The organism is Bradyrhizobium sp. HKCCYLRH3097 (genome assembly GCF_051167875.1).
GTDB lineage: Bacteria > Pseudomonadota > Alphaproteobacteria > Rhizobiales > Xanthobacteraceae > Bradyrhizobium.
This window is the reverse complement of record NZ_JBNPTX010000002.1, coordinates 97852-123684: the sequence shown is the minus strand read 5'-3', so window position 1 is coordinate 123684 and position 25833 is coordinate 97852. Positions and strand designations below refer to the sequence as shown.

Here is a 25833-nt window from a genome sequence, read left to right as displayed (position 1 = left end):
ACGGCTCATTCAGCGGACGCGGCGAGCGGCTCCGGGGTCGAGCGGCGGCGCAGCCGGTCGATCAGCAGGTAGATCACCGGCGTGGTGTAGAGGGTGAGGATCTGCGACACCAGCAGCCCGCCGATGATGGTGATGCCGAGCGGGCGGCGCAGCTCGGTGCCCGGACCGGTCGCGATCACCAGCGGCAGGCCGGCGAACAGCGCGGCGAGGGTCGTCATCAGGATTGGGCGAAAGCGCACCCGGCAGGCCTCGAAGATCGCATCGGCCGAGGACATGCCGCGCTGGCGCTCGGCCTCGAGCGCGAAATCGACGAGCATGATGCCGTTCTTCTTGACGATGCCGATCAACAGGATGATGCCGACGAAGGCGATCACTGTCAGCGGTGTGTTGGTGACCTGCAAAGCGAGCAGCGCGCCGAGCCCGGCCGACGGCAGGGTCGAGATGATGGTCAGCGGATGCGCCAGGCTCTCATAGAGCACGCCGAGCACGATATACATCGCGGCCAGGGCGAACAGGATCAAGAGCGGCTGGCGGCCGCTGCTCTTGTTGAAGTCCCCGGCATTGCCGTCGAAGCTGCCGCGGATGCCCTCCGGCATGTGCAGCTCGTCGACGGCGCGCTGGATGTTGGCGGTCGCGGTCTGCAAGGGCACGTCCGGCAGCAGGTTGAACGACACGGTGGTCGAAGGGAACGATTGCGAGTGATACACCGCCAGCGGTGACAGGCCACGCTCGGCCTTGACCAGCGCCGACAACGGCACCTGCGCGTCCCCTGCCCCGGCCACATAGATGCGGTCGAGATTGGAGGGATCGGTCTGGAATTTCGGGTCGATCTCCAGCACGACCATGTACTGGTTGCGCTGGCTGTAGACGATCGATATCTGGCGTTGCGCGAAGGCGTTGTTGAGCGCGTTGTCGATATCCTGGACGCGGACGCCGAGGCTCGCCGCCTTTTGTCGGTCGATCCGCAGCGCGAGCTGCAGGCCACCGGGATCGCGGTCGCTGGAAATGTCGGTGATGCCGTCAACCGTCTCCAGGCGCTTGGCGACAATCGGCGCCCATTTCTGCAGAAGGTCGAGATCTGGGCTGCTCAACGTGTACTGATAGTCGGAATCGCTCTGACGGCCGCCGGTGCGCACGTCCTGCGCGGCGAACATGAAGAGCCGAATGCCGGGGACCGTCGCGAGGCTCCGCCTGAGGCGGTTGATCACGAGCTCAGTGGAGACGCCCTCGCGCTCCGCCGGGGGCTTGAGATTGATGAACATGGTGCCGCGGTTGGACGTCGCGCCACCCGGCCCGCCGCCGCCCCCGATCGTCGAGCCGATACCGGCCACGGCGGGATCGGCCATCACGATGTCAGCGAGCCGCTGCTGCAGACCAAGCATGGACTGGAACGAAATGTCGGCCGAGGCGCGCGTCGCACCGATGACGAAGCCGGAATCGTCGGTCGGGAAATAGCCCTTGGGCACCTTGATGTAGAGCGTCACCGTGAGCGCGATGGTGGCGAAGAACACGATCAGGGTGAGAAACGGATAAACCAGCACGCCGCGCAGCGTCCAGGCATAGAAGCGGACCATGCCGGACAGCGCGCCTTCGACGATGCGGTCGAACCAGGTGGCACGATCGGACAGCGTCTCCTTGATGTAGTGCGCGCAGATCATCGGCGTCACCGTCAGCGACACCAATGTCGACACGACGATTGCGAAGGTCAGCGTCAGCGAGAACTCCCGCAGGAGACGGCCGACGACGCCGTCCATGAAGATCAACGGCACGAAAGCCGCAATCAAGGAAAGGCTGATCGACAACACGGTAAAGCCGATCTGGCGGGCGCCATCGAGCGCGGCGCGCATCGGCGACAGGCCATGCTCGAGATTGCGGTACATGTTCTCGATCATGACGATGGCGTCGTCGACGACGAAGCCGACGGAGATCGCGAGCGCCATCAGTGACAGATTGTCGATCGAGAAGCCTGCGAGCCACATCGCCGCGCAGGTACCGGCGAGCGCCAGCGGCACCGAGACGCCGGCCGCGACCGTCGGCACCAGGCGGCGAAGGAACAGGAACACGACGACCATCACCAGCACGGCGGTCGCGAGCAAGGTCCACTGCATGTCGTCGACCGAGGCGCGAATGGTCCCGGTGCGGTCGACCAGAGTGGAGATCTCGATGCCCGCCGGCAGCCATTGCTTGAGCTCCGGGATCAGCGCCTTCACACGGTCGACCGTCTCGATCACGTTGGCATCGCCCTGCTTGGCGATCTGGATCAGCACCGCTGGCTGCTTGTTGAACCAGGCGATCGAACGCACGTTGCGTACGGAATCCTCGACGTCGGCGACATCCGACAGCCGCACGAAGCTGCCATTGCTGCTCTTGATCAGGATGTCGCGGAATTCGGCCGCGCTGCGCATCTGCCGGTTGATGGCGATGGTCTCGCTCTGGCGGCCGCCCTCGAAGATGCCGACAGGTCCGATCGGATTGGCATTGACGATCGCCGTCCGGACATCGTCGGTCGAAATGCCGGCATTGGCGAGCGAGACCGGATTGAGCGCGATGCGCACGGCGGGTTGATCGGCGCCGCTGACAGTGACGTTACCGACGCCGGGCACCTGGAACAGCCGCTGCGCCAGCACGGTGTCGGCGACGTCGTACATCGCGCTCGTCGTCATCGTCTTCGAGGTCAGGGCGAGAACGAATACGGGAGCCGCGGCCGTGTTCGCCTTGCGGAACCGCGGCAGCGCCGGAAGGTCGCTCGGAAGGTCCGACAGCGAGGCATTGATGGCTGCCTGCACGTCGCGCGCGGCCTTGTCGATGTCGCGGCCGATCGAGAACTGGATCTGGATGTTGGTGGTGCCGAGCGAGCTCGTCGAGGTGATCTGGTTGACGCCCGCAATCTCGCCGAGTCGCCGCTCCAGCGGCGCCGCGACCGTCCCCGCCATGACGGACGGGTCCGCACCCGGGCGCGACGCGCTGACGAAGATCGCGGGGAAGTCGACGTTCGGCACCGGTGCGACGGGAAGGAAGATATAGGCGACGATCCCGACCAGGAACAGACCGATCGAGAGCAGCGTGGTGCCGACCGGCCGGCGAATGAACGGCTCGGAGATCGAGGCCATCACTGGATGCCTTCGGTCGCACCTGCGATCGGCGGCGACGGCAGGTCCGGCGCCGACGGCAGCGCGCGCTCGAAGCGACGATTGATGCGGTCGAGCGCGAGATAGATGACCGGCGTCGTGTACAACGTCAGCAATTGGCTGAGCAGCAGGCCGCCGATGATGGAGATGCCGAGCGGAAAGCGCAGCTCCGAGCCGGTGCCGCTCTCGATCGCCAGCGGCAGCGCGCCGAACAGCGCGGCCAGGGTCGTCATCATGATCGGGCGGAAGCGCAGGAGACACGCCTGCACGATGGCGTCGTAGGGGGTGCGGTTCTCGTGACGCTCCGCCTCGAGCGCGAAGTCGATCATCATGATCGCGTTCTTCTTGACGATGCCCATCAGGAGGATGATGCCGATCAGGCCGATCACCGAGAGATCCTGGCCGAACAGCATCAGGGCCAGGATGGCGCCGACGCCGGCGGATGGCAGCGTCGACAGGATCGTAATCGGATGGATGTAGCTCTCATAGAGCACGCCGAGCACGATGTAGATCGTAACCACGGCCGCGAGCAGCAGCCAGGGTTGGCCGGCCAGCGACTTGGCGAACTCGGCGGCATCGCCCGAGTAGACGCCGATGATGCTGCCGGGCATGCCGATGCGGTTCTCGGTCGCATGAAGCGCGTCGACCGCCTCGCTGAGCGCCGCGCCGGGCGCGAGGTTGAAGCTCAGCGACACCGCCGGAAACTGCGCCTGATGCGAGATCGCCAGCGGCGCCGTGGTGCGCATGAGGCTTGCCACCGCAGAGAGCGGCACCTGGCCGCCGGCGCCGGGCAGATAGAGCTTCGACAGGACCGACGGGTCGCGCTGATACATCGGCAGCGCCTCCAGCACCACGCGGTACTGGTTGGCCTGGCCGTAGATCGTCGAGATCTGCCGCTGCGCGAAGGCGTCATTGAGCGTGTCGGTGACGCCCTGCAGGCTGACGCCGAGCTGGCCGGCGCGCTGGCGGTCGATGGTCAGCTCCGCGCGCAGGCCGCCCTCCTGGGCTTCGGAGGAGACGTCGCGGAATAGAGGGTCGCGGCGCATTTCTCCGACAAGCTGCCTCGCCCATTTCGACACCTCGGCGGCATCGGCACCAGTCAGCGTGTACTGGTACTGCGAGCGGCTCGCCTGGGTCGAGATCTGGACGTCCTGGACCGGCTGGAAGTACACGGTCATGCCGGGCACGCCCGAGGTCTTCTGCTTCAGCCGGTCGATCACCTCGGCGACCCCGTCCTGCCGCTCGCCGAGTGGCTTCAAGGTCATGACGAGACGGCCGACATTGGTGGTCGGATTGACCGATCCGGCGCCGATCACCGAGACGACGCCGACGACGTCGGGGTCAGCCTGGATCGCGGCGGCGACGTCCGCCTGGCGCTTCTTCATTTCGGCGAACGACACGTCAGGGCCGGCTTCGGTCACCGCCGTGATCGAGCCGGTATCCTGCAGCGGCAGGAAGCCCTTGGGCGCGACGACGTAGAGCGCCAAGGTCGCCGCCAAGGTCGCGAAGGTCACGACGAGCGTCTCGGTCTGGCGGTCGAGCACCCAGAGCAGGCTGCGGTGATAGACCGCCACCGTGCGGTCGATGATGCGGCTGATGGCGTTCAGCCCCGGCAGCACCCATTCCTCGCTGGCATGCTTCAACAGCCGCGAGCACATCATCGGCGTCAGGGTCAGCGAGACCACCGCCGACGTCACGACTGCGATCGTCAAGGTCAACGCGAACTCGCGGAACATGCGACCGACAAGCCCGGACATGAACAGCAGCGGAATGAACACCGCCATCAGCGATACGGTCAGCGAGATCACGGTGAAGCCGATCTCGCGCGCGCCGCGCAGCGAGGCGTTCATCGCACTCTCGCCATTTTCCATGTGGCGCACGATGTTCTCGATCATCACGATGGCGTCGTCGACGACGAAGCCGGTGCCGATGGTGAGTGCCATCAGCGAGAGATTGTCGAGACTGAAACCGGCAAAGTACATCACGCCGAAGCTCGTGATCAGCGACAGCGGCAGCGCAACGCCGGCGATGATCGTGGCGCGCAGCGAGCGCAGAAACAGCAGCACAACCAGCGTCACCAGCACCACGCTGAGCACCAGCGTGAACTGCACGTCGTGCACCGAGGCGCGGATGGTCACGGTGCGATCGCTGACGATGGCGAGCTTCACGCCGGCGGGAAGCGTGCGCTGCAGCTTCGGGATCTCGGCACGGATCTGCTTGACGACCTCGATGACGTTGGCACCCGGCTGGCGCTGGATGTCGAGGATGACCGCAGGGACACCCTGGTACCAGCCGCCGGTCCGATCGTTCTCCAGACCATCGATAATCGTTGCGACATCGCCGATCGTGACCGGCGAGCCGTTGCGGTAGGCGATGATGATCGGCTTGTAGGCGTCGGCGGCTCCGATCTGGTCGTTGGCCGTGATCAGATAGGCCTGCTGGGCACCGTCGAGCGATCCCTTGGGACCGGAGACGTTGGCGCCTGCGATGGCGGCGCGCAGGTCCTCCATCGAGATGCCATAGGCGGCGAGCCGCGCCAGGTCGGCCTGCACGCGCACCGCGGGCTTGAGTCCGCCGAGCACCGAGACGCGGCCGACGCCGGAGACCTGGCTCAGCCGCTGCGCCAGGATCGTGTCGGCCATGTCGCTCATCGCGCGCAAAGAGATCGTGTCCGAGGTCAGCGCGAGCGTCATGACCGGTGCGTCGGCCGGATTGACCTTGGCGTAGGTCGGCGGATAGGGCAGCGACTTCGGCAAGACGCCGGCGGCGGCATTGATCGCCGCCTGGACGTCCTGCGTGGCGCCATCGATGTCGCGTCCGAGATCGAACTGCAGCGAGATCTGGCTGACGCCGAACGAGCTCGTCGAGTTCATCGCCGAGAGCGACGGGATCTGGCCAAGCTGGCGCTCCAGCGGCGCCGTGATCAGCGAGGCGATCACATCGGGGCTGGCGCCCGGCAGTTGCGTCGTCACCTGGACGGTCGGGAAGTCGACCTGCGGCAGCGCCGAGACCGGCAGCGCGAGATAGCCGAGCAGGCCGCCGATCAGCAGCGCGACGCCGAGCAGCGAGGTCGCGATAGGACGGCGGATGAAGGGTTCGGAGACGCTCATCGCGACTGCTCGTCACTCTTGCGGTCGCGTCATGGCTGCGCCTTCGCGCCGCGACCTGCTTCACTCCCTCCCTGGGGCGCTGCACCGGCATCGGTCTGGCCCGCGGCCTGAGGCCTGCGACGCGGCTCGCCGTCCTTCGCGCCGTCAGGCGGAGCTCCGCCCTCCTTGGCCTGGTCCTTGCCTTGATCCTTCGCTTGCGGATTGCGGCCGCGTTTGCGTGGCGCCAGATCGGCCTGCGGCGTCTGCTCGGCGCGCCCGACCACCACTTTGACGCCCTCGGCGAGGTTGGCAAAGCCTGTCGTCACCACACGGTCCGACGGGCTCAAGCCGCTCGCGATCACGGCCTCGCTCTCATTCTGCTGCACGACCGCCACCGGATGCGCAGAGACGATGTCGCCCTCGCCGATCACGTAGCTGAACGTACCTGCCGGCCCGCGCTGCACGGCCGACGTCGGCACCGTGATCGCCTGCGACAGGGTCTCGACCTTGAGGCGGACATTGACGAACTGTCCCGGCCAAAGCTGAAATCTGCCGTTGGGGAATTCTGCTTTCAGCTTCAGCGTGCCCGTCGTCTGATCGACCTGGTTGTCGATGCCCCGCAACGTGCCGGTGTCAATGACGGTGACGCCGTCATTGCCGAACACGTCGACGGCGAGCGGTCCCTTGGCGGCGGCCGCATTGACGCGCATGATCTGCTGCTGGGGCAGGCTGAACTGAACCGCAATCGGCTGCAGCTGCGTGATGACGACGAGGCCGGTCGCGTCAGAGGCATGAACGATGTTGCCCTGGTCGACCTGGCGCAGGCCGGCGCGGCCGGAGAGCGGCGCCACGATCTTGGTGTAGCTCAAGGTCGTCGCCGCATTGTCGATCGCGGCCTGATCCGCCTTGATCAGCGCCTGCTGCTGCGCCACCACCGCGCGCTGCGTATCGGCCTGCTGCTTGGAGCCGGCATTGCTGGCTGCGAGCTGCTCGTAGCGGGCGAGGTCGAGCTTCTGGTTGGCGAGTTGCGCCTCGTCCTGCGCCTTCTTGGCAACGGCCTGATCGTACTGCGCCTGATAGATCGCCGGATCGATCTCCGCGAGCACGTCGCCCTTCTTGACGTCCTGCCCTTCGACGAAATTGACCGCGATCAGCTTGCCGTCGACCTGCGAGCGCACCGTGACCGTGTTCAGCGCGCGCACCGCGCCGACGCCGTCGAGATAGACCGGCACGTCCTTGATGGCAGGCGAGGCAGCCAGGACCGGAACGGGAAGGTCGGGCCGCGCGAAGCGGTTATTGGCCTGCTGCTTCTGCTGCATCGCCGACCAGCCGATATAGCCGAGGCCGCCGAGGATCAGCAGCGTGATCGCGATCGACACCAGTCGCCGTGCCACGCTGGACCGCGCGCGCTTCACTGCCGCTGCTCCCTTCTCGTCCGGTTTAAAGAGCATCGGCCGACTTCTCCATGCGCGGCTCCCAGCCGCCGCCGAGCGCCTGGTAGAGGCTCACAAACGCCTGCAGGCGCGCCAGTTGCGCCTGCGATAGCGCGTCCTCGGCCTGGAACAGTGTCAATTGCGTATTCAAGACGGTCACGATGTCGGCAGTTCCCGCGCGCAACTGCTGCTCCGACAATTCGAACGCACGCCGCGAGGCGGCGACGACCTGGCGCTGCAATTGCAGTCGGATCGTGGTCTGCTTGATCGAGAACAGCGCATTGTCGACGTCGGTGAAGGCCTGGATCACGGTCTTGCGGTAGGTCTGCAGCAGTTCATCCTGCCGCGCCTTGGCGTTCTCGAAGTTGCCCAGAATCCGGCCGCCGTCGAAGATCGGCTGGGTCAGGCTGCCGGCGAGGCTGAAGAACGCCGCATGCGGCTGAAACAGCGACACCAGTGCCGCGCTCTGGTAGCCGCCGTTGCCCGTGAGCTGGATGCTCGGAAAGAACTGCGCCCGCGCGCTGCCGACATTGGCCGTTGCCGATGCCAATTGGGCCTCCTGCCGGCGGATGTCCGGACGCTGCGTCAGGATCTCCGACGGCAGACCAGGCGTGACCCGCGGAGTCCTGATCTGATCGAGCGAGCCGCCAATGACCCGAATGCCTTCGGGCGATCGCGCGACCAGCACGGCCAGGGCATTGACGTTCTGATCGAGCGTCTGGCGCAGCGGCGGCACCGCCGCCTTCTGATTGGCGAGCACGCTCTCCTGCTGCGCGACGTCGAGATCGTTGCCGGTGCCAGCCTTCTGCCGCTCGCGGATGGCATCGAGCACACGCGTGGCGCTGGCGATGTTGCGCTCAGCCGTCCGAATCCGATCCTGCGCGGCCAGCACCTGGAAATAGGCATTGGCGACGGTGGCAAGCGTCGTCAACTGCGTGACGTCGCGGTCGAAGCGGTTGGCTACCGCGGTTTCCTCGGCCGCCTGCAGCGCGTCGCGATTCTGGCCGAAGAAGTCGAGCTGGTAGCTCGCAGAGAGCGAGGCTTGGTAATTGACGACCTCGCGGCCGCCATTGGTGAGCCCGCTGGAGCTCGACCCGGACGTGCGCGAATAGGTCTCCTGCCCCGTGCTCGACAGGCTTGGCAGCAGCGCCGCGCCGGCCTGCCGCGCCAGCGCATCGGCCTGCCGGAACCTTGCCACAGCAGCGGCAATGTCGAGGTTGACGCTCTGCGCCTCCTCCATCAGCTGGGTCAGCTCGCGTGATCCGAAGCCGCGCCACCAATCCAGCGGCGGCGGCGCCGCCATATCGGAACCGGACGCCGCCTTGTAGCGCTGGGGCAAGTCGAGGGCCGGATCGGGAATATCCTGGGTCAGCAGGCAGCCGGCCGAGTTCGCCGCCAATCCGATCGCCGCCAGCCAGTGGACAAATCGCCGCAGGGTAGCCGGCACACGGCGCTCCCGCATCCCGGCGACGATCCGCGGGTCAGCGGACGCGCGGCAAGGCTCGTCGACGGCGATCGGCACGATGGACACTGGCGTGATGCTTCCCTGTAGTCTTGGGAATCATTCTAGCCGCAGCCCACGGCGGCGGACAGCCCTGCAGCTCCCCGTCGCCCCAGCAGCGATGGTGCCGATAAAGTCCACCGAATCGACGAATCTCCCGTAAATCAGCGGAGTTTCGTGCAGGCAGGGCCACGGGCCCCCGGCTGCCGCCTTACCAAGATTTCATCTGTCGAATGCCGTTTTGGCCGGGGTGTGACGCGGCGAGCGCGGCCGTGAAACCCTTTGGCGGGGACTCCGTAACTTGCACGTGAACTTCAGGGGGCATTCATGCGAGTTGCGGTGGTCGGAACGGGTATTGCGGGTAACGCCGCGGCCTGGTCCTTGGCGAAACGTTATCCGATCACCGTCTACGAGCGCGATCTCCGTCCGGGCGGCCACAGCCATACCGTGACGATCGACTATGACGGCGCTCCGGTCTCGGTCGACATCGGCTTCATCGTCTACAACGAGCTGAACTATCCTGAGCTCACCGCCTTGTTCGACCATCTGGGGGTCGAGACGGTCGACAGCAGCATGAGCTTTGCCGTCACCGCGGATGCCGGCCGCTTCGAATGGAAAGGTGGCGGAAACACCTGGCTCGACACCGCCAAGGGGCTGTTCGCGCAGCCGAGCAACCTGCTGTCGACATCCTATCTCTGGATGCTCAGGGACATCCTGACCTTCAACGAGCAGAGTACAGCCGACTTCAAGGCCGGCCGCCTGCATGGCCTTACGCTCGGGGATTATTTCCGGCGCAACCATTTCGCTCCGCGACTGCTCACCGACTATCTGGCGCCGATGGGGGCCGCGATCTGGTCAGCCCCGGCGTCCGAGATGCTGGACTTTCCGGCCGAGAACTTCGTTGCGTTCTTCAGCAACCACAGGTTGCTGCAATATGACCGTCCGGTCTGGCGCACCGTCAAGGGCGGCAGCCGGCGCTATGTGGAGAAACTGACGTCGAGCTTCCGCAACCAGATCAGGCTCGGCAGCGCCGTGACCAGCATCGAACGCACCGCCCACGGCGTCGTCGTTCAAGACAGCAGCGGGCGTCGGGACACCTACGATCATGTGGTGATTGCCGCACACAGCGACCAGGCCTTGTCGATGCTCACCGACGCGGACGAGCGGGAGCGCGGCATCCTCGGTGCGATCAAATATTCGCCCAACACAATCTATCTGCACCGTGACAGCAGGCTGATGCCGAAGCGCCGCCGCGCCTGGGCCTCGTGGAATTTCCTGCGCTGGCAGCGTGAGGGCGTTCCCATGAACGACGTCGCCGTCACCTATTGGATGAACAACCTGCAGGACATCGACGACGCCAAGCCGCTGTTCGTCAGCCTCAACCCACCCTTCGCTCCAGCCCCGGAGCTGACCTTTGGCAAATATATCTGTGAGCACCCACAATATACGGCTGCGGCCTTTGCGGCGCAGAAGCGCCTGGCTGCGATTCAGGGGCAGCGCCATACTTGGTTCTGCGGGGCCTGGACCGGCTACGGCTTCCATGAGGACGGGCTGCGCTCGGGTCTCGCCGTGGCGGAGGCGCTCGGCGCGAGCGTGCCATGGCGCGGGTTTCCCACCGAGCTCGCCGAGGCTGCGGAATAGGCGCGATATGGACATGGATCACTCGGGACAGGATGACCGAACGGAAGCGGCCGCGCTCTATGTCGGAGAGGTCATGCATGCCCGCATGCGGCCGACCACGCACCGCTTCCGGTATCGCGTGATGAGCCTGCTGATCGATCTCGGCCGGCTCGACCAGGCGGACCGGCAGGCTTCGCTGTTCGGGGTCAATCGGCGAGCGCTCTACAGCTTCCACGAGGCCGACCACGGTCCGCGCGACGGCTCGTCGCTGCTGGCCTATGCGCAGACCTGCGCGGCGGATCAGGGGATCGATCTCGGCGGCGGACGCGTGCTGTTGCTGTGCTATCCGCGGCTGCTCGGCTACGTGTTCAATCCGCTGTCGGTCTATTTCTGCTATCGCAGCGACGGCACCCTGGCGCTGATGATCTACGAGGTCCGCAACACCTTCGGCGAGATCAAGCCCTATGTGCTGCCGGTCAGATCCAATGAGCTGTCCGCGGCAGGGCTGCGCCAGACGCAGGACAAGACCTTCTACGTCTCGCCGTTCATCGACATGGCGATGCGCTACCATTTCCGGGTCATGCCGCCGGGCGACAAGGTCAAGTTGCGGATTCTGGAAACTGGCCCCGACGGGCCCCTGCTCGCTGCAACCTTCTCTGGCCGCCGTCGCGGGCTGACGTCTGGCTCCCTGCTCGCAGCCTTCGTCTCGCTCCCGCTGGTGACTGTCAAAATCTTCGCCGCGATCCATTGGGAGGCACTGCGGCTGTGGGCCAAAGGCGTCCGCCTCGTCCCGCGTGGCGAAATCAGTGCAAGCCCTGGAACCAATACCGGCTTGGCGGGGAACGGCAGCCACGCTTATATGTCACGACGCTGACCGGAAACGGCCGGCTCGCTCTGCGTCCGTGATCCCTGCCCGTACAGGTGCCGCACCGGCCAGCCGACGGGGACGTGGGCTGGAGCCGTTTGCGTGAGTGGACCTGCCATGCCGGACGTCATCCCAGTCACCCCTGATACCATCGACAAGGTGCTTGCCGATCTTCCCCGCCTGCCCCGCCTTGCCCTCGGCTTCGGCTCGCGGTTGCGAAAAGGCACGCTCGACGTCACCCTGCCGGACGGACGGGTGATCCGGCTCGGCGGCGTTGAGCCCGGGCCGGCCGCCGCAATGATCCTGGCCAATTACGGCTTCGCATCGCGTCTTCTCAATGGCGGCGACATCGGCATCGCCGAGGCCTATCTGAACGGCGACTGGGATACGCCGGACCTGACGCAGTTTCTCTATCTGTTCTGCGTCAACCAGCACCTGCTGCAGTCGATGCTGGAAGACAAGCCGCTGATCCGGTTTGCCCAGCTGGTCCGGCACTGGTTCAACCGCAACACCAAGCGTCAGGCGAAGCGCAACATCTATGCCCATTACGACATCGGGAATTCGTTCTACTCGGCATGGCTGGATCCGAGCATGACCTATTCCTCGGCCTTGTTCGAGGAGCACACCACCGACCTCACTGCCGCGCAGACCAACAAGTACAAGCGGCTGGCCGAGGCGATCGATCTCAAGCCCGGGCAGAAGCTGCTCGAGATCGGCTGCGGCTGGGGCGGCTTTGCCGAATATGCCGCCAAGACGTTCGGCGCCAAGGTCGTTGGGTTGACGATCAGTCAACAGCAGCGCGACTTCGCGCAGCGCCGCATCCAGGAGGCCGGGCTCGCCGAGAAGGTCGAAATCCGCCTGCAGGATTACCGGGACGAGCGTGACCACTACGATCGCATCGCCTCGATCGAGATGATCGAGGCGGTCGGCGAACAATTCTGGCCGAAATATTTCTCGCAACTGCGAGACCGCCTGCTGCCGGGCGGACTGGCCGGTGTCCAGGCAATCACCATCCAGGACAGCCTGTTCCAGCACTACCGCCGCGAGGTCGACTTCATCCAGCGCTACGTCTTTCCCGGCGGCATGTTGCCGACACCGCAGATTCTGAAGTCGCTCGGCGACCGCTTTGGCATACCCGTCATCCGCGAGCGGATCTTCGGGGAAGATTATGCCAGGACGCTTGCGATCTGGCGAAATAACTTCCGAGAGGCTTGGCCGGACCTCACGCCCGCCGGATTCGACGAGCGCTTCAGGCGGCTCTGGGAATATTATCTGTCCTACTGCGAAGCGGGTTTCCTCTCCGGGAATATCGATGTTCGCCAGGTCGTCTTTGCGAAATCGGGGGGCTGATCCAGCCGGCTTACGCTCCCCTGGATATCAGGCTAGGGTCCTCTTAAGTGTGCTCGAGGAAACTCCTACGGTATCTGCAAAATGACCATTCATAACGACGTCGTCGCGGCGATCGGCAACACACCGCTGATCAAGCTCAAGCGCGCCTCGGAGGCGACGGGCTGCACCATTCTCGGCAAGGCCGAGTTCATGAACCCGGGCCAGTCGGTCAAGGACCGCGCCGGCAAGTGGATGATCCTGGAGGCCGAGAGGCGTGGCGATCTCAAGCCCGGCGGCCTCGTGGTGGAGGCCACTGCCGGCAACACCGGCATCGGTCTGGCCGTGGTCGCCAGCGCGCGCGGCTATCGCACGCTGATCGTGATTCCGGAGACGCAGAGCCAGGAAAAGAAGGACATGCTGCGGCTGTGCGGCGCGGAGCTGGTCGAGGTGCCGGCGTTGCCGTTCAGCAATCCCAACAACTATCAGCATGTCGGCCGCAGGCTCGCCGACGAACTGCGCATGACCGAGCCCAACGGCGTGCTGTTCGCCGACCAGTGGAACAACCTCGACAACGCCAAGGCGCATTATGAGTCCACGGGACCCGAGATCTGGGAGCAGACCGACGGCAAGGTCGACGGCTTCATCTGCGCGGTCGGCACCGGCGGCACGATCGCCGGCACGAGCCGCTATTTGAAGGACAGGAACAAGGACATTGTCACCGCCTGTGCCGACCCGCACGGCTTCGCGATGTACGAATGGTTCAAGAACGGGGTCGTCAAATCGACGCCCGGCGATTCCATCACCGAAGGCATCGGCATCGGTCGTGTGACGCCCGTGATCGAGACCGCCAAGGTCGACGACGCGTTCCTGGTGTCCGACGAGGACGCCGTCAACACGATCTACGACCTCGTGCAGCATGAAGGCCTGTGCCTGGGAGGCTCGACCGGCGTCAACGTCGCTGGCGCGGTGCAACTCGCCAGGAAGCTCGGCCCCGGCCACACCATCGTGACCATCCTGTGCGACTCCGGTGCGCGCTATCAGTCGAAGCTGTACAATCCGGAGTTCATGCGTTCGAAGAACCTGCCGGTGCCGGCCTGGCTGGAGCGGCGCAGCGGGATCAAGCCGCCTTTCGTTTGAGGGCGAGTAGCGAGTAGCGAGTAGAATTTCTCGCCCTATTCGCAAGTCCCGATTCGCTTCCTCATCAATGCCGCAGAATCTGGCTCAGGAACAGCTTGCTGCGCGCATGCTGCGGGTTGGCGAAGAATTCCTGCGGCGTGTTCGATTCGATGATCTGGCCGGCGTCCATGAACACGACGCGGTTGGCGACCTCGCGTGCAAAGCCCATCTCGTGGGTCACGACCAGCATGGTCATGCCCTCCTTGGCGAGATCGACCATGGTGTCGAGCACCTCCTTCACCATCTCGGGATCGAGCGCCGAGGTCGGCTCGTCGAACAGCATGACCTTCGGGTTCATCGCCAGCGCGCGCGCGATGGCAACGCGCTGCTGCTGACCGCCCGACATCTGGCCCGGATATTTCTGCGCCTGATGCGGGATCTTGACCCGCTCCAGGAACTTCATCGCAGTCGCCTCGGCTTCCTTCTGCGGGATGTTGCGCACCCAGATCGGAGCCAGGGTACAGTTCTCCAGCACGGTCAGATGCGGAAACAGGTTGAAGCTCTGGAACACCATGCCGACCTCACGGCGGACTTCGTCCACCCGCTTGAGATTCGGACCCAGATCGATGCCGTCGACATTGATCTCGCCCTCCTGGAATTCCTCCAGCGCGTTGATGCAGCGGATCAGGGTCGACTTGCCCGAGCCCGAGGGCCCGCAGATCACGATGCGCTCACCCTTTCCGACGGAGAGGTTGATGTCGCGCAGGACGTGGAATTCGCCGTACCATTTGTTGAGGGCGGAAATGCTGACGATCGAATTTGCAGTCATGGATCTCTCGACGATCTCTGGGTCAATGGCGCCGGTGCGCGTTGAGGCGGCGCTCGACCAGCATGGAGTAGCGTGACATGCCGAAACAGAAGGCGAAGTAGATCATTCCTGTGAAGGCAAAGCCGGTGAAAGCCGTGGTCGGTGTCGCCCAGACCGGATCGGCCAACGAAGCCTTGAGGCTGCCGAGCAAGTCGAACAGCGCCACGATCGAGACCAGCGAGGTATCCTTGAACAGCGAGATGAAGCTGTTGACGATACCGGGGATGACGTGGCGCAGCGCCTGCGGCAGCACGATGAAGCTCGTCGTCTTCCACCAGGACAGGCCGAGCGCGCTCGACGCCTCCGCCTGGCCGCGCGGAATGGCCTGCAGGCCGCCGCGGATCACCTCGGCCATGTAGGCGCCGGAGAACAGCGCAACGCCGATCAGCGCCCGTACCAGGCCGTCGACCCTGACATTGCCAGGCAGGAACAACGGCAGCATGTAGGTGGCGAAGAACAGCACGGTGATCAGCGGCACGCCGCGCACCAGCTCGATGAAGGCGATCGAAAAGACGCGGATCAGTGGAATGGTCGAGCGGCGGCCGAGCGCAAGCGCAATGCCGATCGGCATCGACGCGACGATGCCGATCACCGAGACGACCAGCGTCACCAGCATGCCGCCCCACAGCCTTGTGTCGACGATGGGAAGGCCGCCGCGATCGAGGCCCATGATCGCAATGACGATGGCGATGCCGGCGAAGGTCGCGGCCGTGGCGATGACGCTGCGCAGCGCCCTGCTCCCGCCGCCGATGATGAACACCAGCGCGGTGACAATGATCGCGGAGAGCGCGAGATCATTCCACACGGGCTGGTGAGATTGCTGCAGTTCATTGCGGATCCAGACCAGCGGCCAGATCACGAGCGATGCGAGCGTTCCGATCAGCACGACCAGCTTGCCGAGCAGCCACAGCAGCATGCCGACCACCGGCACGTTATCGCCGGCGCGCACCAGCGCGTTACCGGCCGTATCGATGCTCTCGACGAACAGCTGGAGGGTGCCTGTGGCCCAGCTCACGCCGAAGCCCTCCAGCCCACCGCCATAGAGCAGGAAGAACGCGACCACCGGCAGCGCGAAGAAGAACAGACCCGCGTTAAGGCCTTTGGCCGGCAGGCGCGGAATCAGCAGCGGCACGAGCAGCACCACCGCCAGCACATAGGTCAGATTGACGCGCCAGCGGTCGGCCTCCGGGTAGAAGCCGTACATGAACTGGCTGAACTTCGCCGAAATGTAGGGCCAACAGGCGCCGACCGGATGGCCGGCGTTCTGCGCCAGGCATGCATCGCGGTCCTTGCCGACCCACACCGCGTCGACCAGCAGGAACTTGACGGCCGGGATCACGGTGAACCAGATCAACAGCGCGCTCACCAGGGTGAGCAGGATATTGGTCGGCGAGTTCAACAGCCTCGTGCGGACGAAGCCGACGAAACCGGTCGTCTTGATGGGCGCCGGGCGTTCTCCGGCCATGTCCTGACGGATGAAGGTTGAGGCCGTGATGTCGGTCATGCGCCAAGTCTCTTCCCAAGCCGCCAGCTATAGAAGCTCATCATCGCGCTCGTAATCAGCGACAGCGCCAGATAGACGCCCATCGTGATTCCGATGATCTCGATGGCCTGCCCCGTCTGGCTCATCGTCGTGCCCGCGAACACCGACACGAGATCGGGATAACCGATAGCGACCGCGAGCGAGGAATTCTTGGTCAGGTTCAAATACTGGTTCGTCAGCGGCGGCAGGATGACGCGGAGCGCCTGTGGCACGACGATCAGGCGCAGCACGGTGCCGCGGCTCAGTCCAAGCGAGAGCCCCGCTTCCATCTGTCCCTTGTGGACCGAGAGGATTCCCGCCCGTACCACCTCGGCGATGAACGACGCCGTGTACATGGTGAGCGCCAGGGTCAGCGCAACGAGCTCTGGAATGATGCGGGAGCCGCCGGCGAAGTTGAATCCCTTGAGCGCCGGCACCTCGAACGAAATCGGCACGCCGAACACGAGCATTGTAATTAGCGGCAGGCCGATCAGCAGCCCCAGCACGTAGGGCCAAATCCGGATCACATGGCCGCGCAGGAATAGCTCACGCCGCGCGTAATAGTGCAGACCGATCGAGACCACGATCGCCACACCGAGCACGATCGCGAACGGCGTGAAGCCGGGCTCCTCGGTCGGGCGCGGAACGATGAAGCCGCGGTTGTTGAGAAAGAAGGTCGAGAAAAGAGAGATGCTCTGCCGCGGTCCGGGCAGAGCCGCCAACACCGCGAGATACCAGAACAGGATCTGGAACAGGAGCGGCAGGTTCCGGATCAGCTCGACATAGGCGCCGGAGACCCGCGACAGCAATACGTTCGGTGACAAGCGGCCAAGCGCAACCAGAAAGCCAAGGATGGTCGCCAGCACGATACCAATGACGGAGACCAGCAGCGTGTTCAGCACGCCGACGATCAGCACGCGGCTGTAGCTGTCGGAGCCGGAGTAGCTGATCAGGGTCTGGTTGACGTCGAAGCCGGCCGTATTGTTGAGGAAGCCGAAGCCCGACGTGATCCGCTGGGTGGCGAGGTTGCTGCGTGCGTTGGCCACGATCTCGTAGCCAACCCACACCAGCACTGCGACGAACAGGATCTGGAGGATGATGCCGTTCCATCCTGCCTTGCCACCCAGCATGCGCTTCAGCCGAAGCCCATATTGCGTAGGCGGTAACCTTGCTTCGATGCTCATTCGCCGCAGCCCCGCTATCGTGCAGTGATCAGCGGATCGGCGGCGCGTATTGCAGGCCGCCCTTGTTCCAGAGCTGGTTCAGACCGCGCGCGATCTGCAGCTTGGAGCCGGCGCCGACGTTGCGATCATACATCTCGCCGTAGTTTCCGACCGCTTTCACGATCCGGTAGAACCAGTCCTTGGTGAGGCCGAGCTGCTCGCCGAGATTGCCGTCGGTGCCGAAGGCGCGCTTGAACTCCGGCTTGTCCGACTTGGCCATTTCATCGACGTTCGCCTGCGTCACGCCGAGCTCCTCGGCCGTCACCAGCCCGAACAAGGTCCACTTGACGATGTCGAACCACTGATCGTCGCCATGGCGGACCATCGGGCCCAACGGCTCCTTCGAGATCACTTCCGGCAGCACCACGTGATCGGCCGGATTGGCGAGCTTCAGCCGCTCGGCGTAGAGGCCAGAAACGTCGGTCGTGAAGACGTCGCAACGGCCAGATTCGTACGCCTTGATGGTCTCGTCTTGGCCGGCGAATGCGATCACCTCGTACTTCATCTTGTTGGCCTTGAAGTAGTCGGCGAGGTTCTGCTCAGTCGTCGTGCCGGTCTGCACGCAGATCGAGGCGCTGTTGAGCTCGAGCGCCGAATTGACCTTCAGTGCCTTCTTCACCATGAAGCCCTGGCCGTCGTAATAGGTCACGCCGGCGAAATTGGCGCCCAGCGAGGTGTCACGCGACAGGGTCCAGGTGGTGTTGCGCGACAGCACGTCGATCTCGCCCGACTGCAGTGCAGTAAAGCGATCCTTGGCGGACAGTGGAACGAACTTGACCTTGGTCGGATCGTTGAAGATCGCGGCGGCAATGGCGCGGCAAACGTCGACGTCGAGCCCGGTCCAGTTGCCCTTGTCGTCGGGCGCCGAGAAGCCAGGAAGGCCCTGGCTGACGCCGCAGGCGAGCATGCCGCGATCCTTGACGGTCTTGAGCGTTTCGGCCTGGGCGCCGACGCTCGCCAGCACCGGGGCGAGAGCAAGAGTAAGAGCCAGAGTGACGCGTTTCATAAATACAGCCTTTCGCGGGTCGTCCTTGGGGAGCGATGAATCTCAGCGCGTAGGAGGGGCCGACCTGAATCCGCCTCTGCAAACGCCATACCAAGAATATGGCGCGCGCCATGCACGACGGAGCCGTGCATGCGAGATGAAGCGGAAATCGCGGCAAGCCCCTCAACGTGCAGCGATCGAATTGCGCCGGCATCACAGAACGACTGGCGGTCCGGGTCAAGGGGTTGACGGGCCTGTTCTGCATTCTGTTATTAACGACCGCAGTGCGGCCTGATTTCCAGCTATCCCGGCAGGTTCAAAGAGAAAAGACACGCGAATGGCATCATCGAACGACCCCGCTGCGGCGGTGCGACAAAACGTCGAGACACGGCTGGTCACGGCGGGGCGGGACACGAAAGCGCAGCACGGATTCGTGAATCCTCCTGTCGTTCATGGTTCAACGGTCCTGTATCCAACGGCTGAAGATCTGCATGCACACCGCGGCGAATTCCAGTACGGCCGCCACGGCACCCCGACCACGAAGGCGCTGCAGCAAGTGCTGATGGCGCTCGAGGGGCCGCAATGCGCCGGCGTCGGCATCGCGCCGTCAGGCCTCGGCGCCATCTCGACCACCCTGCTGTCGGTGCTCAAGGCCGGCGACCACGTTCTGGTGTGCGATAGCATCTATCGTCCAACCCGCAATTTCTGCAACGGCATGCTGGCACGCTATGGCGTCGAGACGACCTATTTCGACCCCTTGATCGGCGCAGGAATTGAGCAACTGCTCAAATCGAATACACGCGCGGTGGTTGTCGAGGCGCCGGGCTCGCAGTCCTTCGAAATGCCGGACATCCCCGCCATTGCCGCGGTTGCGCATGCGCACGGCGCGCTGGTCATCGACGACAACACCTGGGCGACGCCGCTCTACCATCGCTCCCTCGATCAGGGCGTCGACATCAGCATGCAAGCGGCCACCAAATATATCGGCGGCCACTCCGACATCATGTTCGGGACCATTTCGGCCAATGCGAAGGCGTGGCCGCTGATCTCCGAGGGTATCCGCCTGCTCGGCGTCTGCGCCGGACCGGACGACGTGTTCCTGGCCTTGCGCGGCGTACGGACGCTCGGCGTGCGGCTGGCGCAGCATCATCGGTCCGGCCTGGAGATGGCGCGCTGGCTCGCCGCCCGTCCCGAGGTGATCGAGGTGCTGCATCCCGCGCTGGAAAGCCATCCGGGCCACGCGATCTGGAAGCGCGATTTCACCGGCGCCTCCGGCCTGTTCAGCATCGTGCTGCAACCAAAGGCGCAGGCCGCCGTCGACGCCATGCTCGACACGCTCACGCTGTTCGGCATGGGCTATTCCTGGGGCGGCTTCGAGAGCCTGGCGATCCCGTTCGACTGCGCGAGCTACCGCACGGCGACCACATGGGCACCCGGCGGTCCGACACTGCGGCTGCACATCGGTCTCGAGAATACCGAGGATCTCAAGGCCGATCTCGATCGCGGCTTTGCCGCGTTCAACGCCGCTTGACCACGCCGCCCGCAGGGGCGGAGCGCCGCGCGATCGGGCAACCGGGGCCGCCAAATTGGCGTTGATCCCCGGCCGATTGGGCGTAGCCTTGGTCTGAAGACAAGCGGGAACGAACGGGAATCATGGTTCTGCTCGATCTGATGGGTGGCGTGGCGCTGCTGCTGTGGGGCCTTCACATGGTCCACAGCGGCATCCTGCGCGCCTTCGGCCCGGATCTCAGGCTGCTGCTGTCGCGAGCGCTGCGGAACCGTTTCAGCGCCCTTGCGGCCGGACTCGGCCTCACCGCGCTTCTCCAGAGCAGCACGGCAACGGCGCTCATCACCACCTCCTTTGCTGCGGAAGGCCTCGTCGGCCTGATCCCCGCGATGGCGATCATGCTGGGCGCCAATATCGGCACCACGCTGATCGTCCAGGTGCTGTCGTTCAACGTCGCGGCCGTCGCGCCGATCCTGTTCGTGCTCGGCCTGGTGGCGTTCCGCAGCGGGCCGCGATCGCGCATCAAGGATCTCGGCCGGGTGTCGATCGGCCTCGGCCTGATGCTGCTGTCGCTCCATATCCTGATCGACACGCTCGCGCCGGCCGAGGAGGCGCCGGCGATGCGCGTGTTCATGGAGGCGATCACCGCCGACGTCACGCTGTGCATCATCTTCGGCGCCGCCGTCACCTGGATCGTGCATTCCAGCGTCGCGAGCGTGCTGCTGGTGATGTCGCTGGCCTATGCGCATTTCATCACGGCCGATGCGGCCATGGCACTGGTGCTCGGGGCCAATCTCGGCAGCGCCGTCAACCCGGTGTTCGAGGGCGCCCGGCGCGACAATCCCGCGAGCTATCGCCTGCCCGTCGGCAATCTCCTCAACCGCATCATCGGCGTCGCGCTGATCGCACCCTTCCTGCATCCGCTCGCGGCTCAGCTGCAGCAATGGCAGCCGGATCTGTCGAAGCTGACCGCGCAGTTTCACATGGCATTCAACCTCGGAACGGCGCTGGTCTTCATCGGTCTGCTCGGCAGCATCGAGAAGCTGCTCGTCAGACTGTTCCCCGACCGCCCGGCCGAAGTCGATCCCGCCAAGCCGCGCTACCTCGACGAGACCGCGCTGGAGACACCGTCGCTGGCGCTTGCGGACGCGGCGCGCGAGGCGCTGCGCATGGGCGATCTGGTCGAGACCATGTTGCGCAATGTCATGACCGCGATGATGACCAACGACCGTGGCCTCGTGGATCAGGTGTCACGCGCGGACAATGTCGTCGACCGGCTCGACGAAGCCATCAAGCTTTACATCACCAAGCTGACACGGGGCAGCCTGGACGATCGCGAGGGCAAGCGGGCGATGGAGATCATCTCCTTCGCGATCAACCTCGAACACATCGGCGACATCATCGACAAGAACCTGAGCGAGCTCGCGACCAAGAAGATCAAGCGCAGGTTCCAATTCTCCGCGGAGGGCGCCGACGAGCTGCAGGCCTTTCACCGCCAGATCATGGAGGCGCTCCGCGTCGCGTTCGGCATCTTCATGTCCGGCGATGCGCAGCAGGCGCACCAATTGCTCGATCAGAAAGCCGAGCTCCGCAACGCCGAGCTCGGCGCGACCGAGCGGCACCTCGAACGTCTGCGCGACGGCCGCTCGGAGACGCTCGAAACCACCTCACTGCATCTCGACGTGCTGCGTGACCTCAGGCGGATCCACTCACACATCAGTTCGGTCGCCTATCCCGTGCTCGATGCCGCCGGCGAGGTTGCGACGCGCCGCGGCGAGGCGGCTGACAGCGTGGCGACGACCGTGCCCCTGCCCCCGTCCTCGGCCCGGCCGCTGCCGCGCTGAGGCGCAGGGCGGCCCCACGAACGGGCGGCACATCCGCCCTGTGAACCTGAAGCCCGCTCCGGTCAATTGCTCAGCGTCTGCGACTCGCGCTGACGGTTCTTGAAGATCAGCATCACGTTGCGGACGTAGATGATGTTCGACAGCAACTGGCCGAAGATGATGACCGGCTCGCGTTTGACGAGACCATAGATCAGCGTCATGAGGCCGCCGCCGATCGAGAAGAACCAGAAGGCAAGGGGCACCACGCTCTTGCCCGCGCGCTCGCTGGCGATCCACTGCACAAGGAAGCGCGCGGCGAAGGCCAGTTGGGCGGCGAGGCCGAATACCAGCCAGAAATCGAATTTGGCGATGAAGATGTCGTAGAGATAGTTGCTGAACGCCTGCCCGAATTGAATCAGCATTACTTTACCTCGATCACAACCGGCGTCGGCTTCTTGCGGCGGATCAGCCACCACACGCCGGCGAGATCCATGATCCCGATCCAGAGCCGGTCGAAGAACCCGTAGTTCGAGACACCGGAGTGCCGGGGTCGATCTGTCACGTCGATGTAGGCGATGTCGTAGCCCTCACGCCGCACCAGGGCGGGAAGGAAGCGGTGCAGACCATCGAAATACGGCATCATCAGGAAGACGTCGCGGCGGACCGCCTTGAGGCCGCAGCCGGTATCGCGGGTGCCGTCATGCAGCACCGCATTGCGGATCTTGTTGGCAAGCCGCGATTGCAGTTTCTTGAAGCCGGTGTCCTTGCGACCGACGCGCTGGCCTGCGACGAGGCCGACACCCGCCCCGCCCTTTTCGAGCGCAGCGATGAGGTCGGGCAGGAAAGCGGGATTGTTCTGCCCGTCGCCGTCCAGCGTCGCAACCATCGCGCCGTGGGCCGCGCGGATGCCGCTTCTGACGGCCGCTGATTGCCCGGACGACTTCTCATGGCGCAGTACGCGCAGGTTCGGCCGCCGCGCCATCTCCTCGGCGAGCCGTTGCGCGGTGTCATCGGTCGAGCCGTCGTTGACGTAGATGATCTCATAGGCCCAGAGACCGTCGAGCGCGGCCGCGATCTCGGTGATCAGGGGCGTGATGTTGCCGGCTTCGTTGCGCACGGGAACGACGATGGAGACGGCAACGGGGATTTCGGTCGACAAGATGAGACTCGCGATGGCGTGACTGGACCGGTTCCTGCCCCGGGCGCTGCGGTGGAGGCTTATTATGGGGCTTGGGGTCGCCTATCAACCCCTTTAGCGCGGTACGATTTGGCCGTCCTTGCCCAGGCGGAAGCCCAGCCGTCGTGCTGCGAACCAGTGGCGGACCAGCATGGCGCAGGCCAATCCGACCATGGCGCCGGCGACCACGTCGCTTGGATGATGCGCCAGCAGCACCAGCCGACTCAGGGCAATCACGACGGCATAGATGAACATTGGTATCCGCAGCCGCGACCAGACGGCCGCAATGGCGAATGCGAGCGCGAAGGCGGTCACCGCATGCGCCGACGGCATGCTGAAATAGGCCGGCGTGCCGTTGAAGGGTTCGAAATTGAACGCATTGGCCTTGCCGCCGACGAAGGGACGGCCGCGCCCGATGATGTATTTCAATACCTGGGCCGATAGCACGGAGAGCAGAACCGCGAAGAAGAAAAACTGAACATGCGTCGCAAAGTTCAGAAGCCGGCTGCGCGAAGCCTCAGGCCACAACGGCGCGATCAGGATCGTCGCGACGACCCCCACTGCCAGCAGTCCCAGCACGTATTCGTCCTGGCCGAATTCGGTGATGATGCGCACCGGCCACAGGCTCGGTGTTCCACGCGCTGGCATCAGCCCGATTTCGTAGGCATCGAAGGTGAACATCAGCATCAAGACTACACTCAGGCCGATGGCACCGAGCAGGAGAAGCTCGCGTCGCAGGCGTTGCCGGCCCGCAGCGTCCGGCGCGGTCTGCGGCCGCCGAACCAGCCGGCCGAACGAGAATTTGCCGACCAGCGCGAGCTGGGCGAGATAGCCTGACGACAGCGAGGGCGTGTCTGGCGCCGACATCTACTCGGTGCCTTCCGAACGATAGATCGCAATCGAGACCGGGCGGCCTTGCGAGATGTTGTAGCCGTCGATGCGCTTGGCGACGTTGTAGCGCAGCCCGATGGCCTCGGCGCGCTGCACGAACGCCCGTTCGGTGCGCTGCTCGACAAGCGCGAAGCGGCACGTGCCATGGTTGAGGAAGTCGGCCGCCCCCGAGCCGTCGGTGAGCTGTGTCGAGGTTCCTGTCATGAACACGAGGCTAGGTTCGTGGAAACCTGCCGCTGCCGCCTTCGGCCCGACGCAGACCACGTTGCGCAGCGCGCGCGCAATCTCCGCGCTGGGAAACAGCGGTGTCAGCGCCGGCAGCACGGCGCCATACACCACGAACGCCAGGAACATCGCCGCCACGCCGGCATTCAAGAGCGAGCGCTCGGCACGGCCGTCGTCATAGAGCCACCAGGCGAACAGGCCGAAAATCAGCGACGCCGCCACGAACGGCCAGGCCAGGAACACCGGCTGGTGCGTGACGATGATGGCGCCGATCACGGCCACCACCGATGTGATGGCGGGAATCGCGAACCACCAGGCGGCGCCGCGCCGCAGCCAGTTGCGCGCCAGCACCCGCCGCTCCAGCGCGCCCACGGTGAGGATGGCGATTGCCGGATAGAGCGGCAGCACATAATGCGGCAGCTTGGTCAGGACGGCCTCGAACACGACCCAGGACGGCAGCAGCCAGGCCAGCAGGAACTGCGCCCCCGGCTCGCGCCGCGCGCGCCAGACGGCGGGGGCTGCCATGGCGGCCAGCGGCGCGCCGGGCCAGAAGGTGATGAACAACAGCAGCAGATAGAGGCCCGGCGGTGCGCCGTGCGACTCCTGGGCGCCGATCTTGCTCAGCATGTCGCCGCCGACGGAATCGGCGAAGAAGGTGTCGCCGGCGCGCAGGAAGATCAGCACGAACCAGGGCAGCACCAGCACCAGCATCCACATCAGTCCCCATAGAGGGCGCAGACGCGATAGCCAGCCAGCACCGCGATCCATGATCGCCAGCGCCGCGATCGTCAGTCCCGCGAACATCAGGATCAGCGGGCCCTTGATCAGGATGCCGCCGGCGAGCGCCGTCCAGAAGATCGCAGGCGGTCCCCACGGTGGATGCACCGGATCCTCGCCGCGCTGCCACGACAGATAGACGCGGGCCAGCGCACCCATCGCAGCCACCACGGTGAATAGCAGCATCGCGTCGGTCTTGGCGAGCCGGGCTTCCGCCCCGAGCAGCACCGAGCAGCACATCAGCAGGGCGGCGAACACGGCGCCGCGCCGTGTCACGAAGGAGAGCGCGGTCCAATAGGTCAGCAGCACCGCGCCGATCGCACCGATCAGCGAGGGAATGCGGTAGACCCAGATGCGCAGCTGCGCACGCGGCAGACCGATCGCCGACGCCGTCTCGACCGCAGCCGATTGCAACCAGTAGATGCCGACCGGCTTCTTGTAGCGCACGTCGTCCTGGAAGCGGATATCGACGTAATCGCCGCTCTCGACCATCTGTTTGGTCGCCTGGGCGAAGCGCGCCTCGTCGCGATCGATCGGCGGGATGGTGAAGAAGCCCGGCAGGAACAACAGCAGCCCGCAGACGAGCAGGAACGCCACCGCCCTGGTGTGGCTCACGGTGACGACATCGATCATCCGCACCAGCCGATTGCCTGGATTGACCAGGTTCTTCGGCTCGCGCGGCTCTCCAAAACGGGGGCGGGCAAAGGTCTCGACCATGGGGTTCCGAATACGCTGAAACCGCTATGTCGACAAC

Annotated in this window: 18 protein-coding genes; 6 read left to right on the top strand and 12 right to left on the bottom strand. The window is 64.9% G+C overall.

All coding sequences use genetic code 11. The annotated features are described in order from the left end of the window. Positions 1 to 5: 5 nt before the first annotated feature. The 4 genes from ACQR0U_RS06155 to ACQR0U_RS06140 are packed head-to-tail and all read right to left on the bottom strand — an operon-like array spanning position 6 to position 9112. Positions 6 to 3110: an efflux RND transporter permease subunit gene (locus ACQR0U_RS06155; RefSeq protein WP_434843055.1), complete on the bottom strand. Its 3105-nt coding sequence runs from the start codon at positions 3108 to 3110 to the stop codon at positions 6 to 8. After that, positions 3110 to 6238, bottom strand: a complete 3129-nt coding sequence (locus ACQR0U_RS06150) for an efflux RND transporter permease subunit (protein WP_434843056.1) — start codon at positions 6236 to 6238, stop codon at positions 3110 to 3112. The genes ACQR0U_RS06155 and ACQR0U_RS06150 overlap by 1 nt, the downstream gene beginning before the upstream one ends. 29 nt (positions 6239 to 6267) lie before the next feature. Further along, positions 6268 to 7668: an efflux RND transporter periplasmic adaptor subunit gene (locus ACQR0U_RS06145; RefSeq protein WP_315711857.1), complete on the bottom strand. Its 1401-nt coding sequence runs from the start codon at positions 7666 to 7668 to the stop codon at positions 6268 to 6270. Beyond that, on the bottom strand, positions 7658 to 9112 hold the full coding sequence (locus ACQR0U_RS06140) for an efflux transporter outer membrane subunit (protein ID WP_315712618.1): 1455 nt from the start codon (positions 9110 to 9112) through the stop codon (positions 7658 to 7660). The genes ACQR0U_RS06145 and ACQR0U_RS06140 overlap by 11 nt, the downstream gene beginning before the upstream one ends. A gap of 366 nt (positions 9113 to 9478) precedes the next feature. On the opposite strand from ACQR0U_RS06140, the gene ACQR0U_RS06135 reads away from it, so the two are divergent. The 4 genes from ACQR0U_RS06135 (at position 9479) to ACQR0U_RS06120 (ending at position 14102) form a co-directional block, all read left to right on the top strand. Then, positions 9479 to 10792: an NAD(P)/FAD-dependent oxidoreductase gene (locus ACQR0U_RS06135; protein ID WP_315711856.1), complete on the top strand. Its 1314-nt coding sequence runs from the start codon at positions 9479 to 9481 to the stop codon at positions 10790 to 10792. A gap of 7 nt (positions 10793 to 10799) precedes the next feature. After that, the gene (locus tag ACQR0U_RS06130; protein ID WP_316170209.1) at positions 10800 to 11645 is read left to right on the top strand and encodes a DUF1365 domain-containing protein; all 846 of its coding nucleotides are present in this window, start codon (positions 10800 to 10802) and stop codon (positions 11643 to 11645) included. Positions 11646 to 11753: 108 nt separating this feature from the next. Further along, the gene (locus tag ACQR0U_RS06125; RefSeq protein WP_315712616.1) at positions 11754 to 12986 is read left to right on the top strand and encodes a cyclopropane-fatty-acyl-phospholipid synthase family protein; all 1233 of its coding nucleotides are present in this window, start codon (positions 11754 to 11756) and stop codon (positions 12984 to 12986) included. 81 nt (positions 12987 to 13067) lie between these two features. Continuing rightward, a complete protein-coding gene (locus tag ACQR0U_RS06120) occupies positions 13068 to 14102 on the top strand; it encodes a cysteine synthase A (RefSeq protein ID WP_315751100.1) in 1035 nt (344 codons plus the stop codon). A 64-nt stretch (positions 14103 to 14166) separates the two neighbouring features. Here ACQR0U_RS06120 and ACQR0U_RS06115 read toward each other — a convergent pair whose 3' ends face one another. From ACQR0U_RS06115 to ACQR0U_RS06100, 4 genes are read right to left on the bottom strand one after another with little or no spacing between them, the layout of a single operon-like run. Further along, positions 14167 to 14910, bottom strand: a complete 744-nt coding sequence (locus ACQR0U_RS06115) for an amino acid ABC transporter ATP-binding protein (protein ID WP_315711850.1) — start codon at positions 14908 to 14910, stop codon at positions 14167 to 14169. Between the two features lie 22 nt (positions 14911 to 14932). Next, positions 14933 to 16453 (bottom strand): amino acid ABC transporter permease, encoded by a 1521-nt coding sequence (locus ACQR0U_RS06110; protein WP_434872106.1) that lies wholly within the window; start codon positions 16451 to 16453, stop codon positions 14933 to 14935. Next, positions 16450 to 17655, bottom strand: a complete 1206-nt coding sequence (locus ACQR0U_RS06105; protein WP_434843059.1) for an amino acid ABC transporter permease — start codon at positions 17653 to 17655, stop codon at positions 16450 to 16452. Before ACQR0U_RS06105 ends, ACQR0U_RS06110 begins: the two co-directional genes overlap by 4 nt. A gap of 28 nt (positions 17656 to 17683) precedes the next feature. Further along, on the bottom strand, positions 17684 to 18700 hold the full coding sequence (locus tag ACQR0U_RS06100; protein ID WP_315711846.1) for an amino acid ABC transporter substrate-binding protein: 1017 nt from the start codon (positions 18698 to 18700) through the stop codon (positions 17684 to 17686). A 316-nt stretch (positions 18701 to 19016) separates the two neighbouring features. Here ACQR0U_RS06100 and metC point away from each other — a divergent pair, with 316 nt between their 5' ends. Together metC and ACQR0U_RS06090 are read left to right on the top strand one after the other, a co-directional pair. After that, a complete protein-coding gene (gene metC, locus ACQR0U_RS06095; RefSeq protein WP_434872105.1) occupies positions 19017 to 20210 on the top strand; it encodes a cystathionine beta-lyase in 1194 nt (397 codons plus the stop codon). Between the two features lie 122 nt (positions 20211 to 20332). Further along, the gene (locus ACQR0U_RS06090; protein ID WP_434872104.1) at positions 20333 to 22030 is read left to right on the top strand and encodes a Na/Pi cotransporter family protein; all 1698 of its coding nucleotides are present in this window, start codon (positions 20333 to 20335) and stop codon (positions 22028 to 22030) included. 62 nt (positions 22031 to 22092) lie between these two features. Here the strand turns inward: ACQR0U_RS06090 and ACQR0U_RS06085 are convergent, their stop codons facing one another. The 4 genes from ACQR0U_RS06085 to ACQR0U_RS06070 all read right to left on the bottom strand — a co-directional run bounded on the left by ACQR0U_RS06085 (position 22093) and on the right by ACQR0U_RS06070 (position 25796). After that, positions 22093 to 22431, bottom strand: coding sequence for a lipid-A-disaccharide synthase N-terminal domain-containing protein (locus ACQR0U_RS06085; RefSeq protein ID WP_172109779.1), 339 nt, complete (start codon positions 22429 to 22431; stop codon positions 22093 to 22095). Beyond that, complete coding sequence (locus ACQR0U_RS06080; RefSeq protein WP_434843062.1) at positions 22431 to 23168, bottom strand: glycosyltransferase family 2 protein; 738 nt, start codon at positions 23166 to 23168, stop codon at positions 22431 to 22433. Before ACQR0U_RS06080 ends, ACQR0U_RS06085 begins: the two co-directional genes overlap by 1 nt. Before the next feature lie 93 nt (positions 23169 to 23261). Beyond that, positions 23262 to 24053 (bottom strand): phosphatase PAP2 family protein, encoded by a 792-nt coding sequence (locus ACQR0U_RS06075; protein ID WP_434872103.1) that lies wholly within the window; start codon positions 24051 to 24053, stop codon positions 23262 to 23264. After that, positions 24054 to 25796 carry an ArnT family glycosyltransferase gene (locus ACQR0U_RS06070; RefSeq protein WP_315751093.1) on the bottom strand — a complete coding sequence of 581 codons (1743 nt, stop codon included), beginning with the start codon at positions 25794 to 25796 and terminating at the stop codon, positions 24054 to 24056. It abuts the gene before it with no gap. Positions 25797 to 25833 lie beyond the last annotated feature (37 nt).

Excerpts from the sequence above, each read along its gene's own strand:
- ACQR0U_RS06135 (WP_315711856.1), top strand. The coding sequence starts at position 9,479 with ATGCGAGTTGCGGTGGTCGGAACGGGTATTGCGGGTAACGCCGCGGCC.
- metC (WP_434872105.1), top strand. The coding sequence starts at position 19,017 with ATGGCATCATCGAACGACCCCGCTGCGGCGGTGCGACAAAACGTCGAG.
- ACQR0U_RS06130 (WP_316170209.1), top strand. The coding sequence starts at position 10,800 with ATGGACATGGATCACTCGGGACAGGATGACCGAACGGAAGCGGCCGCG.
- ACQR0U_RS06140 (WP_315712618.1), bottom strand. The coding sequence starts at position 9,112 with ATGCGGGAGCGCCGTGTGCCGGCTACCCTGCGGCGATTTGTCCACTGG.
- ACQR0U_RS06110 (WP_434872106.1), bottom strand. The coding sequence starts at position 16,453 with ATGACCGACATCACGGCCTCAACCTTCATCCGTCAGGACATGGCCGGA.
- ACQR0U_RS06145 (WP_315711857.1), bottom strand. The coding sequence starts at position 7,668 with ATGCTCTTTAAACCGGACGAGAAGGGAGCAGCGGCAGTGAAGCGCGCG.
- ACQR0U_RS06125 (WP_315712616.1), top strand. The coding sequence starts at position 11,754 with ATGCCGGACGTCATCCCAGTCACCCCTGATACCATCGACAAGGTGCTT.
- ACQR0U_RS06105 (WP_434843059.1), bottom strand. The coding sequence starts at position 17,655 with ATGAGCATCGAAGCAAGGTTACCGCCTACGCAATATGGGCTTCGGCTG.
- ACQR0U_RS06155 (WP_434843055.1), bottom strand. The coding sequence starts at position 3,110 with ATGGCCTCGATCTCCGAGCCGTTCATTCGCCGGCCGGTCGGCACCACG.
- ACQR0U_RS06075 (WP_434872103.1), bottom strand. The coding sequence starts at position 24,053 with ATGTCGGCGCCAGACACGCCCTCGCTGTCGTCAGGCTATCTCGCCCAG.
- ACQR0U_RS06090 (WP_434872104.1), top strand. The coding sequence starts at position 20,333 with ATGGTTCTGCTCGATCTGATGGGTGGCGTGGCGCTGCTGCTGTGGGGC.
- ACQR0U_RS06115 (WP_315711850.1), bottom strand. The coding sequence starts at position 14,910 with ATGACTGCAAATTCGATCGTCAGCATTTCCGCCCTCAACAAATGGTAC.
- ACQR0U_RS06100 (WP_315711846.1), bottom strand. The coding sequence starts at position 18,700 with ATGAAACGCGTCACTCTGGCTCTTACTCTTGCTCTCGCCCCGGTGCTG.
- ACQR0U_RS06085 (WP_172109779.1), bottom strand. The coding sequence starts at position 22,431 with ATGCTGATTCAATTCGGGCAGGCGTTCAGCAACTATCTCTACGACATC.
- ACQR0U_RS06070 (WP_315751093.1), bottom strand. The coding sequence starts at position 25,796 with ATGGTCGAGACCTTTGCCCGCCCCCGTTTTGGAGAGCCGCGCGAGCCG.
- ACQR0U_RS06150 (WP_434843056.1), bottom strand. The coding sequence starts at position 6,238 with ATGAGCGTCTCCGAACCCTTCATCCGCCGTCCTATCGCGACCTCGCTG.
- ACQR0U_RS06120 (WP_315751100.1), top strand. The coding sequence starts at position 13,068 with ATGACCATTCATAACGACGTCGTCGCGGCGATCGGCAACACACCGCTG.